The sequence below is a fragment of the Phyllobacterium sp. YR620 genome (assembly GCF_900104165.1).
GTDB lineage: Bacteria > Pseudomonadota > Alphaproteobacteria > Rhizobiales > Rhizobiaceae > Phyllobacterium > Phyllobacterium pellucidum.
In genome coordinates this window covers 80470-100181 of the sequence record NZ_FNJP01000005.1, presented here as the reverse complement: position 1 = coordinate 100181, position 19712 = coordinate 80470, and the positions used below count along the sequence as shown (strand labels likewise).

At 56.9% G+C, this 19712-nt stretch carries 18 protein-coding genes and 2 tRNA genes; 16 read left to right on the top strand and 4 right to left on the bottom strand.

Features of this window, described 5'->3' with window-relative positions:
* Positions 1–118: 118 nt before the first annotated feature.
* Both BLR72_RS16725 and BLR72_RS16720 read left to right on the top strand, forming a co-directional pair.
* The gene (locus BLR72_RS16725) at positions 119–739 is read left to right on the top strand and encodes a TetR/AcrR family transcriptional regulator (protein WP_051614554.1); all 621 of its coding nucleotides are present in this window, start codon (positions 119–121) and stop codon (positions 737–739) included.
* Between the two features lie 101 nt (positions 740–840).
* Entirely contained in the window at positions 841–1431 is a 591-nt protein-coding gene (locus BLR72_RS16720; protein ID WP_091950451.1) for a hypothetical protein, read from the top strand.
* Positions 1432–1718: 287 nt separating this feature from the next.
* On the opposite strand, the gene BLR72_RS16715 is transcribed toward BLR72_RS16720, so the two are convergent.
* A tRNA-Thr gene (locus BLR72_RS16715) sits at positions 1719–1793 on the bottom strand.
* 156 nt (positions 1794–1949) lie between these two features.
* Here BLR72_RS16715 and BLR72_RS16710 point away from each other — a divergent pair.
* The 9 genes from BLR72_RS16710 (at position 1950) to yacG (ending at position 7653) form a co-directional block, all read left to right on the top strand.
* Complete coding sequence (locus BLR72_RS16710; protein ID WP_091950449.1) at positions 1950–2147, top strand: hypothetical protein; 198 nt, start codon at positions 1950–1952, stop codon at positions 2145–2147.
* A gap of 113 nt (positions 2148–2260) precedes the next feature.
* Positions 2261–3550, top strand: a complete 1290-nt coding sequence (gene murA / locus BLR72_RS16705) for a UDP-N-acetylglucosamine 1-carboxyvinyltransferase (protein WP_027230313.1) — start codon at positions 2261–2263, stop codon at positions 3548–3550.
* A 152-nt stretch (positions 3551–3702) separates the two neighbouring features.
* On the top strand, positions 3703–4140 hold the full coding sequence (locus tag BLR72_RS16700; RefSeq protein ID WP_091919773.1) for a DUF2948 family protein: 438 nt from the start codon (positions 3703–3705) through the stop codon (positions 4138–4140).
* 20 nt (positions 4141–4160) lie between these two features.
* Positions 4161–5453, top strand: a complete 1293-nt coding sequence (hisD, locus tag BLR72_RS16695; RefSeq protein WP_091950447.1) for a histidinol dehydrogenase — start codon at positions 4161–4163, stop codon at positions 5451–5453.
* Between the two features lie 7 nt (positions 5454–5460).
* Entirely contained in the window at positions 5461–5946 is a 486-nt protein-coding gene (locus BLR72_RS16690; RefSeq protein ID WP_027230310.1) for a UPF0262 family protein, read from the top strand.
* Positions 5947–6008: 62 nt separating this feature from the next.
* Entirely contained in the window at positions 6009–6431 is a 423-nt protein-coding gene (locus tag BLR72_RS16685; RefSeq protein WP_091950817.1) for an arsenate-mycothiol transferase ArsC, read from the top strand.
* 126 nt (positions 6432–6557) lie between these two features.
* Positions 6558–6776, top strand: a complete 219-nt coding sequence (infA, locus tag BLR72_RS16680; RefSeq protein WP_008122731.1) for a translation initiation factor IF-1 — start codon at positions 6558–6560, stop codon at positions 6774–6776.
* A gap of 32 nt (positions 6777–6808) precedes the next feature.
* Positions 6809–7435 (top strand): Maf-like protein, encoded by a 627-nt coding sequence (locus BLR72_RS16675; protein WP_027230308.1) that lies wholly within the window; start codon positions 6809–6811, stop codon positions 7433–7435.
* A 14-nt stretch (positions 7436–7449) separates the two neighbouring features.
* On the top strand, positions 7450–7653 hold the full coding sequence (gene yacG, locus BLR72_RS16670) for a DNA gyrase inhibitor YacG (protein WP_091950815.1): 204 nt from the start codon (positions 7450–7452) through the stop codon (positions 7651–7653).
* Here yacG and BLR72_RS16665 read toward each other — a convergent pair whose 3' ends face one another.
* Entirely contained in the window at positions 7654–8739 is a 1086-nt protein-coding gene (locus BLR72_RS16665; RefSeq protein ID WP_091950445.1) for a Gfo/Idh/MocA family protein, read from the bottom strand.
* Between the two features lie 193 nt (positions 8740–8932).
* On the opposite strand from BLR72_RS16665, the gene BLR72_RS16660 reads away from it, so the two are divergent.
* Together BLR72_RS16660 and BLR72_RS16655 are read left to right on the top strand one after the other, a co-directional pair.
* A tRNA-Phe gene (locus tag BLR72_RS16660) sits at positions 8933–9008 on the top strand.
* Between the two features lie 434 nt (positions 9009–9442).
* The gene (locus BLR72_RS16655) at positions 9443–13201 is read left to right on the top strand and encodes an SIR2 family protein (RefSeq protein ID WP_175492384.1); all 3759 of its coding nucleotides are present in this window, start codon (positions 9443–9445) and stop codon (positions 13199–13201) included.
* Positions 13202–13304: 103 nt separating this feature from the next.
* Here the strand turns inward: BLR72_RS16655 and BLR72_RS16650 are convergent, their stop codons facing one another.
* Positions 13305–13715: a hypothetical protein gene (locus BLR72_RS16650; RefSeq protein WP_091950441.1), complete on the bottom strand. Its 411-nt coding sequence runs from the start codon at positions 13713–13715 to the stop codon at positions 13305–13307.
* Positions 13712–13894, bottom strand: coding sequence for a hypothetical protein (locus tag BLR72_RS16645; protein WP_091950439.1), 183 nt, complete (start codon positions 13892–13894; stop codon positions 13712–13714). Before BLR72_RS16645 ends, BLR72_RS16650 begins: the two co-directional genes overlap by 4 nt.
* A 650-nt stretch (positions 13895–14544) precedes the next feature.
* Here BLR72_RS16645 and BLR72_RS16640 point away from each other — a divergent pair.
* From BLR72_RS16640 to BLR72_RS16630, 3 genes are read left to right on the top strand one after another with little or no spacing between them, the layout of a single operon-like run.
* Complete coding sequence (locus BLR72_RS16640) at positions 14545–16041, top strand: ATP-binding protein (protein ID WP_091950437.1); 1497 nt, start codon at positions 14545–14547, stop codon at positions 16039–16041.
* Positions 16038–18770, top strand: coding sequence for a Z1 domain-containing protein (locus tag BLR72_RS16635; RefSeq protein WP_091950435.1), 2733 nt, complete (start codon positions 16038–16040; stop codon positions 18768–18770). The genes BLR72_RS16640 and BLR72_RS16635 overlap by 4 nt, the downstream gene beginning before the upstream one ends.
* Complete coding sequence (locus tag BLR72_RS16630; RefSeq protein WP_210183737.1) at positions 18757–19701, top strand: PD-(D/E)XK motif protein; 945 nt, start codon at positions 18757–18759, stop codon at positions 19699–19701. The genes BLR72_RS16635 and BLR72_RS16630 overlap by 14 nt, the downstream gene beginning before the upstream one ends.
* The last annotated feature ends 11 nt before the right edge of the window (positions 19702–19712 follow it).

Here is a 19712-nt window from a genome sequence, read left to right as displayed (position 1 = left end):
TCCAGATAGGGTATTAGTTCAGAGATAATGCTATAATCGGAGGTGCCTCCGTTTTTGAAACATAGCGGTTGGCCGAGGGTGGTTCAAGCCCCAGCTTTGTATTTTTGGAGTTCGACAATTGGGAAAGGGAATATCCCCGCCGGAGAAAGCGATCGAGACAAAGGCACCGAGGCCGCTGCGCGCCGATGCCAGCCGCAATCGCGACAAGCTGGCCGAGATTGCCGGCCATGTCTTTGCCGAGCGCGGCGGCAACGCTTCGCTTGAGGAGATTGCCCGGCAGGCCGGCGTCGGCATCGGCACGCTCTACAGGCATTTCCCGACGCGCGAACATCTGGTGGAGGTCGTCTACAGGCGGGAGGTCGAAGGGTTATGCGCCGCCGCGGACGAACTCGCAATCCATAACGCGCCGGATGCGGCGCTCGGCGAATGGATGCAGCGTTTCGTCGATTACATCGCCGCCAAGCGCGGCATGGCCAATAGCTTGCGCATTCTATTCGACGGCAATTCGCAAGTTTTCGCCAATACGTCCGGCATGGTCGCGGGGGCCTTGCGCAAGCTTGTAGACGCGGCGGTGGCCGATGGCTCGATCCGCAGCGACATCAACAGCGCCGACCTCCTGCAGGCGCTCTCAGGCATATATTCGGCGCCGGACACCCCTGAATGGCGCGAACAATCGCGCCGCCTCGTCTCTTTGCTGATGGACGGATTGCGCTGGGGTTCGAAGAAGGCGCGGTTGTAAGCGCTTGAAATCCTATTTGATCGCATTCGGGCGGTTCCTGCCACACTCGGGCCGCAAACGCACGTTGAGTTGACATAGGGTCGCATATCAGGAGGTGGAATATGAAGCAGCTCAAGTTCGGTCTCGTTGCAACCGCTTGTCTAGGGTTGGTTTTGGCAGGAACGGCCACCGGCCAATACAATTTGGTGGGACAAGCTTTCGCCGACAAGGGTGGCAATGGCAATGGGGGCAACGGCGGCGGTCATGGAAATGGCGGCAAGGGCGGCAATGGCAAGGGCGACAGCGGAGATCACGGCGGCAAGTCGTCGAGCCAGTCCAAGACGTCCGGTCACGCCAAAACAGCCAGCTCCAATGATAGATCTCCGGTTCAACACGACAAGTCCAAGTTGCAGAAGGCTTCGGTCAAGGTCAGCGATGATTTCGTCGTTGACGATGATGACGATAACACGCTTGGCGCGTTGAATGCGGCGCATGCTTCGGCGCGGGCGCGGGAACGGGCGGCGCCAAATTCCTCGGTTGGCAAGATTGCAACTTATGAGCGAAACCGAGAAGCAGCCTTGGCATTGGCAGACCCCGTTATGCGCGATCATGCGCTCGATGACGCCGTATCGCGGCTCGAGTCGGATTTCGGACGCACCCTGACGGACGACCAGATTGGTCAGGTCAATGCATTGCTGGATGCCAGACAGTAGACTTTTTGGTTCACCGAGGGTGAACCCTTGGACAGCGGCCAAGGTCGCTGTTCGCGCCGAGCCGTCGCTCCGGACATTCTTCGGTCCTTACTCAATATGTTGCATCTGGCTGCGCCCATCCAACGGGCCGGCGGCAACCCATTGTAATCAAAGCGACGTTGTCGTTCGTCCCTAGCTGTTCCAATCCCTCATAATCGACACGCGGTAGCTTTCCAGCGACTGCAATCGTCAACAAGTTTCTAAGCCAATAAAGGAGGGAAGGATGTGGGAGTTGATGAGCGATTCGCTGGTGCTGCGAGAGAGGATTGAACTCTCGACCTCTCCATTACCAATGGAGTGCTCTACCACTGAGCTACCGCAGCCGATTTGCGAACGCGGCGGACTTCTGCCATATCATTGGTGAAATCGCAAGCAAGCAATCGCATTCTTTTTGCGCCCGATTATTCATAAGGCGCCTAAGCCACGTCTGCTTGTGGATAAATTGGCACCTTATTCGTCCGGGATATGTGGGACAGGACATGAATTCGTCGTCGAAAAACCCGAATCGCGAACAATTAAATCGCGAGAAGCGGCGCTCGGATGAGCTTCGCGCCAATCTTGCACGGCGCAAGCAACAGGCGCGTTCGCGCCGCGCCGGCGCCGCCGACGACCGGGACGAGGGGATTGTCGCGGCCGCGGAAAAACCTGCCGGTTCCTCCAAAGGGGACCATGATTGACCGGAAACCGGTCATAAGCCTTTCTTGAACCATTCCGTGGGATGGTTTACAGCAACCGGCTCCGCATGGGGCTCAAACGTTAGGACGGGGACTTTCCCGCGAAAGTGATAGATATGGATCGCATCAAGATTGTTGGCGGTAACAAGCTCAACGGCGTCATTCCGATTTCCGGCGCGAAGAATGCGGCCCTGCCGCTGATGATCGCCTCGCTGTTGACCGATGATACGCTGACGCTCGAAAATGTCCCGCATCTCGCCGACGTCGAACAGCTGATCCGCATCCTCGGCAATCATGGGGTCGACTATTCCGTCAATGGACGGCGCGAGCGCCAGGACGGCGCCTATTCCCGCACCATTCATTTCAGCGCCCGCCATATCGTCGATACGACGGCTCCCTACGAACTCGTCTCGAAAATGCGCGCGAGCTTTTGGGTAATCGGCCCGCTGCTCGCCCGCATGGGCACCGCCACCGTGTCGCTGCCGGGTGGATGTGCCATCGGCACGCGTCCGGTCGATCTTTTCATCGATGGCCTGCGGGCGCTCGGCGCCAACATCGAAATCGAGAACGGCTACGTCAAGGCGACTGCGAAAGGCGGCCTTGTCGGCGCGCGCTTTGCCTTCCCGAAGGTTTCCGTCGGCGCGACCCACGTCCTGATGATGGCGGCGACACTCGCCAAGGGCGACACGATCATTGAAAATGCCGCGCAGGAGCCAGAAGTCGTCAATCTTGCGGACTGCCTCAATGCGATGGGCGCCAAGGTCAGTGGCGCCGGGACGGCGACGATCACCATCGAGGGCGTCACCAGCCTTTCGGGCGCGCGCGTCCGCGTCATCCCTGATCGCATCGAGACCGGCACCTATGCGATGGCCGTTGCCATGACCGGCGGCGACGTCATCCTTGAAGGCGCCGACGCGAACCTCCTGCAGGCGGCCCTGACGACGCTTGGCCAGGCAGGTGCAGAAATCTCCGAGACCAATTCCGGCCTGCGCGTCGTTCGCAACGGCCACGGCATCATGCCCGTCGATGTGACGACGCAGCCGTTCCCAGGTTTCCCCACCGATCTGCAGGCGCAGTTCATGGGTCTGATGACCAAGGCGAAGGGAACGTCGCACATTACCGAGACGATCTTCGAAAACCGCTTCATGCACGTCCAGGAGCTGGCGCGCCTCGGTGCCAGGATTTCCCTTTCAGGCCAGACGGCCAAGATCGAGGGTGTCGACCGGCTGAAGGGCGCACCCGTCATGGCGACCGACTTGCGCGCCTCCGTATCGCTGGTCATCGCTGGCCTTGCCGCCGAGGGTGAAACGGTCGTCAACCGCGTCTATCACCTCGATCGCGGCTTCGAGCGGCTCGAGGAGAAGCTCACCCGTTGCGGCGCCGAGGTCCAGCGCATCAGCGACTAGGCTTCGCGGTCGGTGGCGCAGGGTCTTGATCTCAACCCGATCTGGATTCTGGCAAGTCTGTAATTCCATTTGTCCGCACTTTCCTCTAACAGGAAAGGGTGCGCGGCGCCGGGACGGTGCCGCGCCTCTGGTAAGCTGTGCATAGGGTAGACATGGACACTTTGAAACTCATCGCGCTCGATGAGGAAGATCTGCAAATTCTTTCCGCGCATCTGCAGGATTCCGTGCTCAAGGTGAGCGATATCGATTACCTTGCCGCCGAGAAAAAGCTCGTTCTCGCCGTCAATCGCTTTGTCTGGGAACTCGCCGCCGATGGCAAGCGCCATCGCAGCTTCGAGCGTCGCCGGACGGCCGTCCTTTTCGATCGCGTCATGAGCGTCAAGGCCACGGGGATCGATCGCAAGTACAAGGATGACATCCTGTCGCTGCTGGCGATCCGCTTTATCGTCGGCGACGCGCCCTCGGGCGAGGTCGAGCTGACCTTTGCCGCCGGCAAGGCCCTGCGGGTCGAAGTCGAGGCCATCGAGGCGCAACTCACCGACCTTGGCGGCGCTTGGGAGACCCCGTTCAAGCCCGACCATGATGCCTGACCGGCAAAGGAGCAATTGACGTGGCCATTGTCCTCAAGCAGTCGCAACCGGATTTCGAGGCGGCGTTTTCTGCCTTCCTTGCCACCAAGCGCGAGGTCTCGGAAGATGTGGACCGCGCGGCTGCCGAGATCATTCAGCGCGTGCGCGCCGACGGTGACGCGGCGCTGATCGAATATTCCCGGCGTTTCGATCGCATCGATCTCGCAACGCATGGCATTGCAATTTCGCCGGCCGAGATCGATGCCGCGGTTGCCTCGGCGCCGGCAGTGACCGTGGAAGCGCTGACGCTCGCGCGCGACCGTATTCACTCCCACCACGCGCGCCAACTGCCCAAGGACGATCGCTACACGGATGGGCTCGGGGTCGAACTCGGCTCGCGCTGGACCGCTGTCGAATCGGTTGGGCTCTATGTTCCAGGCGGCACCGCGAGCTACCCGAGCTCGGTGTTGATGAATGCCGTTCCGGCCAAGGTCGCCGGCGTCGAGCGCGTCGTCATGGTTGTGCCGTCCCCGGATGGCAAGCTCAATCCGCTCGTCCTCGTTGCCGCGCGGCTTGCGGGCGTTTCGGAAATTTATCGAGTCGGTGGTGCGCAGGCGATTGCAGCGCTCGCCTATGGCACCGAGACGATCGCGCCTGTGGTCAAGATTGTAGGTCCGGGCAACGCCTATGTGGCTGCGGCCAAGCGCCGTGTCTTCGGCACGGTCGGCATCGATATGATCGCTGGTCCATCGGAGGTGCTGATACTTGCCGACAAGGAGAATGATCCGGAATGGATCGCGGCTGACCTTTTGGCCCAAGCCGAACATGACAGCGCCGCGCAGTCGATCCTCATCACCGACGACGCCGCTTTCGGCGAAGCTGTCACTGCAGCGGTCGAGCGGCAACTCCTTGCCCTGCCGCGCCGGGAGACCGCGAGCGCGAGCTGGCGCGATTTCGGCGCCGTGATTCTGGTAGACGATCTCGGAGGCTCGCTCCCCCTCGTCAACCGGATTGCCGCGGAACACCTCGAGATTGCCACGGCCGAGCCGGAAAAATTGCTCGCAGGCGTACGCAATGCCGGCGCGATCTTCGTTGGCCGTCATACGCCCGAAGTCATCGGCGATTATGTCGGGGGCTCGAACCATGTGTTGCCAACAGCGCGGTCGGCACGCTTTTCGTCCGGGCTTTCAGTGCTTGACTATATGAAGCGAACCTCCATCCTGAAGCTTGGCGCCGATCAGTTGCGCGCACTGGGCCCGGCCGCAATCGAGCTTGCGCGCGCGGAGGGACTTGATGCGCATGGCAGATCGGTAGCGATTCGGTTGAACCTTTAGGACGATAATGACAGCAACGGGCGATACCGATGCACGGCTGATCGATGTGGAACTGGACGAGACGATCGGCCGTTCGACACCGGATGTCGAGCATGAGCGCGCTGTTGCGATCTTCGATTTGATCGAGGAGAACAGTTTTCGTCCCGTAAACGACGAGGGTCCCGGGCCGTACCGTCTCAAGTTGTCGCTGGTCGAATCGCGGCTGATCTTCGCGATCGCGCGCGAAAACGGCGACGATGTCGTTACGCACATCCTGTCACTGACGCCGCTCCGCAAGGTGGTCAAGGACTACTTCATGATCTGCGAAAGCTATTACGAAGCCATTCGTTCGGCGAGCCCGAGCAAGATCGAAGCGATCGACATGGGGCGGCGCGGCCTGCACAATGAGGGCTCGCAGACGCTGATGGATCGCCTGAGCGGCAAGATCGAGGTGGATTTTGATACCGCGCGCCGCATCTTCACCTTGGTTTGTGTGCTGCATTGGCGGGGATAGGCGAACAGACGCCCGTCGCTCCGGACCAGTTGCCGGACGATGAAGGGCCCGTCAAATCCGCGATGCCTGGCGCGGTGCTGTTCATCTGCGGCCAGAATTCGATCCGCTCGCCCATGGCAGAGGCGCTTGCGCGCAGCCTCCTGCCTTCTTCTGTCTATGTTGCCTCCGCAGGCGTCGAGAAGGGCGAGCCCGATCATTTCGTCGATGAAGTTCTGGCGGAGATCGGCCTCAAGCGCGTTGCTGTCCAGCCGCGGACCTTCGAGGAACTTGAGGATCATTATTTTGACCTTATCATTACATTGTCGCCCAAGGCGCACCATATGGCACTTGAGTTGACCCGGACGACGTCAGTGCATGTGGAATATTGGCCGACGCCCGATCCGACGCTCGTCCGCGGGCGCCGCACCCAGATTCTCGATGCCTATCGCGACGTGCGCAACAACCTGAAACGCCACATCGAGGAACGTTTCAAGGCGGCGAACTGACCCGTCAAACCCTTGCGTGCATTTGCTGAACTCCGTTGTTCACAAATGGCGCGCAATACTATAGGTTCCGCCCAAAATTGCGGTCGAGCACGACCACAAATTGCCCTTTCGGAGATAGAACTACGCATGGCGAAAGAAGAAGTACTAGAATTTCCCGGCCTCGTGACGGAACTGCTGCCCAACGCGATGTTTCGCGTCAAGCTTGAAAACGATCATGAAATCATTGCCCACACGGCAGGCCGCATGCGCAAGAACCGCATCCGCGTTCTCGCCGGCGACAAGGTCCTTGTCGAAATGACTCCCTACGATCTGACCAAGGGTCGCATCACCTACCGCTTCAAGTAATCGGCCCGGACCCGTCCGCAGGAAATGCCTTGATGAGCGATCAGCCAAAATTCGTTCTTGCGTCCGGTTCGCCGCGTCGTCTTGCCCTGCTGGGCCAGATTGGCATCGAACCTGACCGCCTGCTGCCTGCCGACGTGGATGAGACGCCGCTGCGCGCCGAACACCCGCGCTCGCTGGCACGCCGCCTGTCCCGCATCAAGGCCGAGCGGATCGCCGAGGAGTTGAAGGGCGATGCCGAGTTCGGTGAAGCCTATATCGTCGCCGCCGATACGGTGGTGGCCGTAGGACGGCGCGTCCTGCCGAAGGCCGAAATCCTTGATGACGCCACCGCCTGCCTTCGCCTTCTCTCCGGCCGCTCCCACCGCGTCTATACCGGGCTTTGCCTGATCACGCCGAAGGGCAAGCAGCGCCAGGACCTCATCGAGACGCGCGTCCGCTTCAAGCGTCTTTCCCGCGAGGAACTGGAGAGTTATCTTGCGTCAGGCGAATGGCGCGGCAAGGCCGGCGGCTACGCCATCCAGGGCCTCGCCGGAGGTTTCGTCGTCAAGCTGGTCGGCTCCTACAGCAATGTGGTCGGCCTGCCGCTCTACGAGACTGCGAGCCTCTTGCATGGCGAAGGCTACCCCGTCTATGCCAATTGGCAGAATTCAGGTCATTGAGGGGATCGGATCCCGTGACTGACGAAAACAAGAGCACAGCCAAGGTCATGCCGCTTCGGCCGACGCGTCCTTGCCCCGAATGCAAGCGCCCGTCGCACCGCGAACATTATCCCTTCTGTTCGGCGCGCTGCCGCAATGTCGACCTCAACCGCTGGTTGACCGGCGCCTATGTGCTGCCGGCGGTCGAAAGCGCCGACGACAGCGACGGCGAGGATTGATCAGAGCTTTATGATGCGCTGTGTTGCCGGCTGCGACAGAACGATGTTGACGGCGCGAAGGGCATTGATGCTGTCGGCAAGCGGCATGAGTTCAGCGCCCGTTTTGCCGGCCCGTATGGCTGCCATGACCGCCATTGTCTGAAATTGCAGACCTGTGCCTGAGAAGGGGTGATCTTCGACAGCCCGCCCGGGAATAGGCAGCCGGGCGAGGAGGTTGCCGAGGACGCCGCGCGTTGCCGGCAGGGGCCCGAATGGCGGCGTCAGCGCAAAGCCATGAAAGGTGGTCAGGCTGCGCGCGCCGGTAAATGGCGCGTCGATCCGGATCGCGCCTTTGGCGCCTTCAATGACGAAGTGATTGGCTCCATCCTCATCGAGGCCTGAGGATAGCCTGGCTTCCGCCTCATCGTAGTGCAGAGCAATTTCGCAGCGCATATCCACGCCGTTGGGCGCGGCGTGCCAGAGGCCGGAGACCTTCTGCGGCTGGCCCAGGAAATGCATGGCGAGCGAAACGCAATCGGTGCCGAAGGTGAGCCCGGCGCCGCCGCCGAGCGAGCGGTTGAAGAACCGGCTTTCGGCGTCGAAGGCGTGCAATACCGACAGCTCGGCTGTGATCCGCCGTACCGCACCTATTTCGCCGGCATCGACCTTCTTCTTGGCCGCAATCACAGCGGGCAGGAAGCGCGCCGAGGCCGCTTCCATTGCAAGGATATTGCCGCGTGCGGCTTCGCGCTGGATAACGGCGGCTTCCGTGTGCGAAGGGGCGAGGGGTCTATCGATCAGCACCGGTTTGCCCGAACGCAGCGCCTTCAGCGCCTGCGCGAGATGCAGCGAGTTCGGGGTCGCGATGTAGATAGCGTCGATGGCGGGATCTGCGATGAACGAATCAAGGTCGGCATAGGCGGATGCGCTGCCGAAAGTCTCGCGGAATTTTTCAGCGCTGGAGAGCATTCTCGAATGATTGGCGATGAGCGCCGCATCGGGAAGCAGCGAAAGATCGGACGCGAAACGGCGGGCGCTCTCCCCGCTGCCAATAATTCCCCAGCCAAAGGCCCCAGCCTTGGCGGACCTCTCCCCCATCTCGACCATGTGTTGCGAATCCCGTCTCCGATGCCATCAACAAACGCATCAATGCATGCCCTTTGCAAGAGGCAGAAAAACGGCAAAAAATTCGCGAGTTGATGCTGGACAGGATGATTTTTAGTGTTATAACCCACGCGCTTCTGACGGAAAGCCAACCCCGTCCACAAGCTTTGCCGGACAACGGAAAAAGCCCTGAAGTGCCCAGATAGCTCAGTTGGTAGAGCAGCGGATTGAAAATCCGCGTGTCCGTGGTTCGAATCCGCGTCTGGGCACCACAATTTCCCCAATGATTACAAATAGTTACGCCCTGCGTGACCATATAAAGAAACGTGCATGTCGCAGTCATGTTGCATAAAATTATCAAGCATTTTCAATGGTGCAGAAATTTACCGGCAATTCCGTGCGACATGCTTGCGACATGGAAGGCAAGAAAAACCGGCAGCGGTTCGCCGGTAGTTTTCCACCGGTTTCCCCCGAATCGCGTTCCTTGGCCTGCTGTGGCCGAATGCGGCGGCATCTGGTAGCGCAGAGAACCATTCATAGACACGGTTTGACCGACGTAGCCTGTTTGCATCGCTCACCAACTTGTTCGCGCAGAATTGTCCAAAACTTTTAAAAGGAGGAAGGATAGGCAACTACATGCATGTTGAACTATCGTTCTAGCATGAGATTCCTTCCCCACGGTCCTTCAATCCCTGACGACCTTTTGATGGCCAGAGACCGCGGCGGTGTCGTATTCTTTTGCGGCGCTGGCGTTTCTCAGGCGCATGCAAAGTTGGATAATTTTATTAACCTCGCGAAGCGGGTTATAGATTCCCTAGGCCCTGCACTTGACAGCCCAGCTCGTAAGCTCCTGCGTTCCGCGACGCGGATAAAGCCTATCAAAGGCGTTGGTGGGTTCGTTGCAACAGACCGCATCTTCTCGTTGCTAGAGCGAGAGTTTGAAACAGCGGATGTCCAACAAGCAGTGGCAGCCGCCTTGAAACCAGCAAACGATGTTGACTTGACGGCGCACCGCTTGCTGCTTGATCTAGCTGGCGCAAGCACCGGTGATATCAAGTTGGTTACAACAAACTTTGACCGACTCTTCGAGGCATACAATCCCAATATAAGGTCTGTTGGCCCTGCGGATTTACCTAACCTTAGGCGTAATGACGTTAGCGGCGTCGTCCATCTTCACGGCCGCGTTGCCCCCTGTTATTCGCAGGCCGACCATGACGGTCTCGTTCTGTCCAGCTCTGATTTCGGCCGTGCCTACCTCGCAGATGGGTGGGCGACCCAGTTCATCCAATCCCTTTTATCAAAATACCAGATCGTTTTCATCGGGTATTCCGCGGAAGACCCGCCGATGCAATATTTGCTTGAGGCCCTCAACGTCTCCACCTTCAATGGTAAACGTATGTACGCCTTCCAAGCCGGGGAAGGCAGCACAGCGACGGCACTCTGGGAACACAAGGGTGTGGAGGCGATTGCTTATGATCCATCTGACGGACACGCTGCTTTATGGGGAACGATTGATGCATGGGCAGAGCGAGCACGCGATGTCGACGGCTGGTATGACAGAGTTCTGACCCAAGCATCCGTCGGACCGAAATTACTTGAACCTCACGTACGCGGCCAAGTCGCCCATCTAGCCTCCACGCTGGATGGCGCTCACCGGATTGCAAGCGCGGAAGTCTCGCTCCCAGCCATTTGGTTGCAAGTGATGGACCCCCAAAAACGCTATCAGACGCCGGAAAGGAACTATGAAGAAGATGGAGAAGGGTACAAAGATGATCCCTTCGATGGATTAAATCTTGATTCCGACGATACTCCAGCACCGCCGGACCCAGACCTCGCCTACAACGAACGCGAAATACCGGAGGGCGCATGGGACGCTTTCAGGCATTCTCCAATGGATGGCGACGAGGGAATGGAAGGTGCATCTGGTTGGCTTCGTGGAAGAGATGCGTCGCGACCTGGTCGATTGGCTCCACGCATTTTGCAACTCGTGCAGTGGCTCAAACGGATTGCCCACGAGCCAGAAGCGTTACTATGGGCACTAGAGCAGAAGGGTTTGCATCCCGTTGCGCGTGGGGCGATAAACGATGCGTTGAATTGGGAACATGCCCGCTTCAGTTTGGAGGTTGCGGCCGGCTGGCGTTGGTTATTCAGAGTTTGGGACGATAATCGAGTTGCTCCAGACGACCAACTCTTCGCTATAGAACGCCAAGTTGCTCAATGGGACTGGTCGCCGGATCTTGTGCGTCAACTCGTACTAATATTCAAACCTAAGTTAGCGATAAGGGCGGCGCTTACTAGCGAATACGATGGTTTGAGTACGGGTTCGCACCTTATCTCACTAAACGTCGAGTATCCTCGCCCCCACACTTTACCTGAGATCCCCGCCAGGCTGTTACCACTAGCTGTGGTGCTCTTTCGCCAACACTTGGAACTAGCAAAGACGCTCAGTTCTGAAATTCCAGGCGGCGGTGGGATGATATATCTCACCACAAGCCGCGCGGATGATGATGCTGGCGAACTCAATTCGGATACATATGGCATCACTGGCCACATTATCACCTTTCAACGCCTGATGCGGAGGTTAATTCAACTAGATCACAATGCAGCTATTTCCGAATACAGCTGCTGGCCGAATGACGACGCACGCATATTTGCACGTATGAGGATTTGGGCTGCGAGTACAACAAGCCTGTTAAATGCCGAGCAGGCCGCGAACGTGTTTCTGGAAATGACTGATCGTGTTTTTTGGGGGGCTCAACACCAGCGTGACTTGCTTTTCGCCTTGCGTGACCGATGGAACGATTTTTCGGATATCGATCGCCAGAACATCGAACGAAAGATACTCACGACGTCGTTTCCATGGCAGCCGGATCAAGACGCTACGAGTACGAGGAGATATACTGCGGCGGCGCGGCTCGATCGAATAAGATGGTTGTCATCGCAAGGCATCGTTTTCACATTCGACGTGGATACTGAAATTGATAACCTTTTAACGATCGTACCTGATCGCCTTAATCTTAACGTCGAATCTGTGGTGCGTTCAGATGCACCGCAAATGCATTCAATCGGCACCGACATTGACCCCGCCAGATTGATTCCTCTTCCGCTCGAAGATATTTTACGTAGTGCCGCCGACGCTGGGACGATGGATTTCGAAGCTCGAGTACAACGAGAGCCGTTTGCAGGTCTTTCCGATGAACGCCCGGCCAGAGCGTTGGCCGCTCTATCGCACGCACTTAAGAAAGGTGATGTACCGGCGTGGGCTTGGACAACGTTTCTCCGAACGAAATCGCGTGAGGAAGATTCCCTGCGACTCATTCATGTGATCGTTGAGCGTCTGAAACAAGTTCCCACTGGTAAATTTGGCTCCCTTGTTTACCCAACGGCAGATTGGTTGGCACGAATGGCTCCGCGCTTGTTCAAAGAGCAGCCCAATGCCATCGATGCGCTATGGGCAAAACTACTATCAGCTTGCCGAAGTGCGGCGGCGGCCGACCGCTTGCGCGGTCCGGACCATAGGTGGGTTGATGAAGCGCTGAATTCGCCTGTTGGTCGGTTGGTGGAAATGCTTTTTAACGATCCAACTCTTATGGGCCTGCCAGCTGGAAGCAAACTCCCTAGAATGTGGACGCGTCGCCTTGAAAGTCTTCTGAATCTTCCCGGCGACCTTAGCCGATTGGCGCTTGTTTTGGCGTCCTTTCGTGTCAATACCCTGTACAACGTGGATCCTGAATGGACGACGACCAATGTTGTCCGGTTTCACGACGATGGGGGCAATGATGGAAATGCGTTTTGGGATGGCATGCTCTGGAGGGCATACCTGCCACCACCAGCTCTATTTCAACTGATTAAGCGTTCGATGATCAAACGAACCACTATTGCCTCCCACCGTCGTTCTCAAACTAACATTCTCGCCGGAATGTTGCTCTTTGCGTGGGCGCCCCGAAGAGGGGACAGGCGTCTGCTCAATGATATGGATATGCGCGAGGCTCTAATCCATGGAGGAAATGAATTCGCTACCCAGGTTCTCTGGAATCTCAAGCGTCTCCTTAAAGAAGATCGATCAGGCAAGCGCACGGTTGTGCCGTTTTTCAAGAACGTATGGCCCCGTCAAAAAGCTTTGCGCAATCCTGTGCTGTCGGGGCGTCTGGCAAACTTTGCTCTTGGTGCTGGAGATGCACTTCCGGCAATTCTTCCTTTTATACTACCGCGATTGGTCCCCTCAGAGAGCTTCGACAGTTATTCCCTTTCAATCCGAGCGAAAGACGATGTCATCGCATCCCATCCGGTTCAAGTGTTGGATGTTCTAACAGCATTGCTGGGCACCGATCCAGGGCGATGGCCGCCAGGGGTAACCAAAATATTGGATGCCTTATCGACAATTGAGGCTACGATAGGCGACAATCGGCTCGCCATACTTTTCCGTCGCTTGGGAAGGGCCTTCCCAAGCACAAAGGCTGAATAGCATCTCCTGCCGTCGCAAGAAATGACAAGCGTCGAGCTTGGCATCGGCGTGGGTGGTGATGCTTTTCGCCAGCATTGATGGTCAACCATGTCGATGTCCGTGTTCATCGTTTCTCGCCGATCTCGCGCAGAAGTCGCGCCGCATCCTTGGTTTTGATAGTCGAAGGCGGCACCGCCGAACGTAGCAAATCGACTTCGCTTTTCAGGGCAACAATTTCATGCCGCAGACGGGCGATCTCGCCGCCTTGTTCAGAAACCATTCGCTCGACGTCGATCCTGAGTTCGCGGCTTGAAAGGGTCACGCTGCGCCGATCCTGCGCGGAATCGCCGATCTGCTTTTCCAACTCGTCCAGCCGTTTGCCGAGTTCGCGGCGCAGATTTCCGATTTCCTCGCCCACGACCTCAACCATGAGTTCGACATCCGGATGAAGCTTAGATGCCGGATATTTCTTCAGAAGATCGGACTTCGACATGGTTTTCAGGTCGCGCTCGAAGGCGGCTTCATCAATGCTCATTGCAGTGTCTCCCGTTTCAATGCTTCTACTTCGGCACGCAAGGCCGCGATTTCCCGCTGGCGCAGCCTACGTTCGTTGCGAATGGCAACTTCGAGAAGGCGCAGCCCGTTCAGCATCATCTGAGCCAACTGTGCCAGCGGCGGCCGTGACGGCGGTGGCGGTTTGGTGTGGATGCTCATGTGGAGGCCCTTTCGAACAGGAGGCGCGCGCCACCTCGTTGATCGCCAAGTCCGACTGTTAAAGGTCGAGAGATGGTCGCACGCCAACCGTTAGTGCGGTACCAAGATACCACAACTGTGGTGATTTAGGATATACTCAGATGACGTAAAATCCTGTCAAAACGGGAAGCTGAGCGAGTAGCCGCGAGGGCAAGAGTAACCGGTGCCAATGAACCAGATACCGACGATATAATGGATGGGCTGTTGGTATGCACGGAAATCTCGATGCAGCGTCGTGGGAGAAACCGCATTAGCGGGAACCAACCGCATTGCTACGTCCTATTGAGGCGAATAGCGGTTATTACCAATGACCGCTTTGCTCCAAAAGCCGTACTATGATAACGGAGCCTGCCGTTGTTATTGGGAGGCTAAGAATGGGCAAAAGAATAATTCTCTACGCGCGATATTCGATACTGGCGTGCGGCGCGAGTTTTTGAATCAAGACCAAGTGCATACGACGTGCTTCTTTTGGCCGCCCTGGCCCGGCGAGGGACTTATTGTAGAATTCTCCCCCAGAAATCATCCATTCATGCTTGTGCACCATCGTGACAGATAACTATGATTTTTGCAGGGGAATGAGTCGTCCTCCGTTCGGTGGGCAAGTGGGGGAAATGGCAAACATATTACATTCGCGTAAGAAGCAAGTGGATGCATCGCCATATGCATCATCCTTGATCGAAGGACATCGCGACTTCGGGTATTCGCTGGAAACCGCAATTGCGGACATCATAGACAACTCGATTACTGCCAATGCAAAGCAAGTAAATATCGTTGTCGATACAGTCTCTGATGACCCTGCGTTGGCAATCATCGATGACGGAAACGGGATGACCGAGTCTGAGTTGATCGATGCGATGCGATTAGGGTCAAAGAACCCGCTTCACCAACGCGACGCAAAAGACTTGGGACGGTTTGGCCTCGGACTCAAGAGCGCCAGCTTTTCGCAGTGCCGGAGGCTCTCTGTCGCGTCGGTCCGTGATGGCACTCTTACAACTGCTATCTGGGATCTCGACGAGATCGGTCGCAGAAATGACTGGAATCTTGACCTAAACGAAGACATCGATGGACCGCCAGGTGTGGAATTCCCGACAGAGCACGGTACCGTCGTCGTTTGGAAAAAGCTGGATCGTCTTTCCGGCGGCATTGTCGGCGATGCAGCCAAGCGCGGCGAATACCTCAACGCTGCACTGTCCAACGCCGAACGATATATTCGGCTTGTATTTCATCGGTTTCTTTCAGGAACACGGCCCAAGCTTCGCATCACTCTCAATGGTCGACGGCTGAAGCCTATCGACCCGTTGGCCAGCAGCCATTCTGCGGCCCAGATTGGGCCGGAGGAGGTCGTTCCTTTGCCGAGTGGGAACGTCGTCATTCAGTGCGTGACGCTGCCACACCACAAAATGATGATGGAAGCTGATTGGATTGAGGTGGGTGGCCCCGATGGGCACCTGCGTTCTCAAGGGTTGTATGTGTATCGCGGCAACCGACTAATTATTGCTGGTGGATGGTTGGGTCTTGCCAGACAAACTGAGCTAACAAAGCTTTGCCGCGTCCGGATCGATATTCCCAACTCGATGGATGCGCTGTGGAAGATCGATGTCAAGAAGGCGTCCGCACAACTCCCGCCTGCGATTGGCTCTAGGTTGCGGCGAATTATAGAAGGCTTCCTCGGAACTTCGAGGCGAACCTATCAAAGACGTGGTCAGCGGTTAGTCGATCCGGAGAGGCATCCGCTATGGTCGCGGTTGTCGCAAGATGGCAAGATCGTATTTCGCCCCAACTTGGAACATCCCGCATTCGCTCGCTTCGCGAGCGAGCTTCCCGAGCAGTTTCGCGCCGGTTTCGAGACGTGCCTCCAATTGCTCGGCTCGGGTCTTCCAATCGAAGCACTCCACGCGGACCTGCTCGGCAATGCGGAGGCATTGGAGCAAGATGAGGCGGACGAACGCCAAGTCAGGGAGATGGTCAATGCCGTTGGCGGTACTCTACTGGACGCAGGGATAGCGAAGGATCGCATCAAAGACGTGCTTCGTGCACATGACTTTTTCAGAAAAACTTGGACGACAGCCGAGTCTGTCATTGATCAGTACATTGGGGATTTTGAATGAACTCCGCGCAAGAAAACCTGCTTAGCGTCATTGAGAGTGCCCTTTTTGACCAGCCAAGGAAGACTGAAGAGGAGTTGCGCCAACTAGCGAGCGGACTTAGCGTTGCATTGATGGCGGGATTGACACCGGCGGAAGTCGAACAAGTCGTTCGTGTCGTTGAGGAGAAGAGCGGCATCCGTGCGGGACTCGGTGCGATCATTGACGACGGTCAGTTCGTTCCTTGGCTCGACGATGCAAAATCCTCAATCGACCCCCACTACTGGAGCCGATATAGAAAACTTCTCGTCCAGCAGGGTATGCCGCGCGATGTGGTCTTATCCTTGGACAAGGTCACCGACAGCATTCTCAGTCGAACGGGAAATCCCAATCTTAATCAGGCATGGGACCGGCGAGGGATGGTTGTCGGTCACGTACAGAGCGGCAAGACGGCCAACTATACCGGACTTATCTGCAAGGCGGCAGACGCGGGTTACAGACTGATCGTCGTCATTGCAGGAATACATAACAACTTGCGCAATCAAACGCAGGGGCGTGTAGACGAAGGTTTCATTGGCCGCGACACCGGTCGACAACTGCCGGGGTCAAAGTCGAATAAAAATGTCATCGGGGTCGGAAAATTCGACCCTTCACGCACACCTGTAAGTCTTACGAACACCCTCCGCGATTTCCACAAGGACACAGCCTCGACGAACACCAGCGAAATTGATTCCTACAAGGTTCCCGTCGTCCTCGTTATCAAGAAAAACCATCGTACACTGACGAACCTGCTTGAGTGGTTGCGCGACAACAACGCTCGCGGCGATAGCGAGATGATCGACCAGCCAATGCTTCTGATCGACGATGAAGCGGACAATGCTTCAATCAACACGAAATACAAGGATGATCTTGTTACCAAGATCAATGGGCAGATTCGTGATCTTTTGAAGATGTTTCATCGCAGCTGCTATGTGGGGTACACAGCGACTCCATTCGCGAACATATTCATCGATCCGGACCAAGATGATGAAATGTTCAAAGAAGACCTTTTTCCACGAGACTTCATTGTCGGTCTAGACGTACCCACCAACTACTTCGGCGGGAAAAAGATATTTTTAGACGGCATTGATGAAGATGGGAACGGGGCTTGGCTTCGCAGCATCAAGGACAACGAAGACATCCTTCCCATCAAGCACGCTATCGACCAGACAATAGATCACCTGCCGCCCTCGCTTGTGTATGCACTTCGTGCTTTTCTCGTTGCCAGGGCGATCCGCAATCTCCGGGGACAGGCCGCAAGCCATTGCTCGATGCTGGTCAACGCAAGCCGGTTTACACGTGTTCAGAGCCTGATCCGAAACCGCCTCCACGAGGCGCTTGAGAGAATTCAGAATTCCGTTCGTATCAACGGCAGCTTGAAGGAGCGAGCGCTCGGCGATTCCGAAATCGCCGCTCTGCGAGAGGTTTGGGAAGCCGAATACAGTGAGGCATGGGACGATTGGGGATCTATTCAGGAGAGCCTGCTGGATGCTATCGCTTCGGCGAAGGTAGTCGAGGTAAACAGCAGGTCGAATGATCTAAATTACACCGGTGGTGGAGAACGTGGGAAGACGGTTGTTGCTGTCGGTGGCTTTTCTCTGTCTCGCGGCCTTACGCTGGAAGGGCTTACAGTCACCTGGTTCCTCAGAAACTCCATGATGTATGACACACTCATGCAGATGGGCCGGTGGTTTGGTTACCGTAGTGGTTACGAAGACCTTTGCCGTATCTGGATGCCGGACGGGGCCATCGCGTGGTACTCCTTCATCGCGAATGCCACCGAAGAACTTCACCGAGAACTGGAAATCATGGAACGTGCGAAGGCGACGCCTAGCATGTTCGGTCTCGCAGTTCGCAGTCATCCTTCCGCTCTCATGATTACTGCACGTAACAAAATGGGGTCGTCGGAAGAGATCACGACGATGGTAGGATTGGCCAACAAATTCGTGGAAACCGCGCGAGTTTCGTTGAAAGACATCGAAGCGAACAAGACACTGGCCAGGCAATTCCTACTCGGGCTCGACAAGGCTGGCTTCACTCAGGAAAAGGCCGAAGCGTTCGAGGGCGGGTTTCTGCAGAAGCATGTGTCGGTGAACCAAATTGATGAATTTCTTGCTGGCTGGCGCAATGCCGACGAAAGCGTGACGACGACACCCGGACCCATCCGCAACTATATTCGGGTTCGAAGCAGCGACGAGATGCAATATTGGGACGTGCTCGTCACCGGTCTGAAATCGGGTGACAGCGACAACGCGCTCGGCTGGACCATACGTCCTATCAGCCGCTACGTAGAACTCTCCGACCTGAAGAACGGATTCATGTCGTTCAGCGGCCAGCGTATGAGGGTTGCCTCACGCGGGATCGAAAAGGCCGGTATCAATGCGACGGTTGTAGCTGCCCGCGAAGATAGGTACCGCTTGAAAGAGAACATTTCAGATGACACCCGCGTAAATTATCCGGACTCCATCTATCGCGAGGTCAGGGAGCGTCCGCTGTTCATACTGCATTTGGTGAGACCTAAACCGCCAGCGGGTGAAGACACCGATGACAGGGCAAAGGCGCTTGAGGGCTTGACAGCCGTAGCCTGGGGCATGAGTCTCCCGGCGTCCAATCACGCCAGCGAACGCGTGGCGTACGTTGTGAACACGCGCAAGATGATTGAGCTATTCGGTAGTGATGAGCAGGACGAAGATGGGGACGATGATGGCGAATGATCCGTGGGAGCGGCTCTCGGTCGGGGATGCACGACGCGTCAATGGAAGCGGACGCTTTGATTTTTTCTGGATCGTTCTGGAAGACTTCGTTCCTGCGCTTGCGCTCAAGCTTGGAACTGAGGAATTGCCAGATTACCAGGTTCCAAAACTTCGTAGCCTCGATTTGCGCTATCGGCTGCTAAATGGCGGGCAGGCATTAGTGCTCTCGCTTACGGACCGCTCACTCTCGGATACTTTCGTCACGCTATGTCTTGACGTCGTCCGAGCCGGGGAAGCCGGGAACGAAGTCGATCAGGCAGTTTCACTTGCTCTCCATCGCACCAGGAGATGGCATTATCTGCTGCGTGGAGGGGTGTCGGACGAGTTGAGCGTCGAAGAACAGCGTGGGCTTGTCGCCGAATTGACCTTCCTGCGGTCAGTCGTCGAGGCGAAGGGACCTGAATTCGCGGTTGAGGGTTGGAAGGGCCCCGAAGGCGCGTCGAAAGATTTTGAGTTCCCGAGGGCATGCGTGGAGGTCAAGGCCCGACGAGCGGCAGCCAAGCCATACATCGCGATTTCCTCCGAAGACCAACTGGCTGATGTACCGGGTGCGCGTCTGTTTCTGAACGTCACGGATGTGGCCTCGGCCGCAAAGGGCGAAGGTCTTACTCTTCATGAACGCGTAGGAATGATATCGGCTCTGCTAACGCCTTCCCCTTTTGCCCTTTCCCGATTTGAAGATTTACTCGTATCCGTCGGATATGACGCCACTCATCAATATGAAGACCGTCGATGGGCAGTCGGAGCAGACCGCGTCTTCGAAGTATCCGAAGGGTTTCCTCGTCTCGTTTCTCCGATGCCGGTCGGTGTGGCCAATGTTCGTTATTCAATCGCGTTGAGCGCTTGCATGCCGTTCGAGTTCGGCAGCCCGGTCCTCGACGAGATAAGTTGAAGGTACAGCGA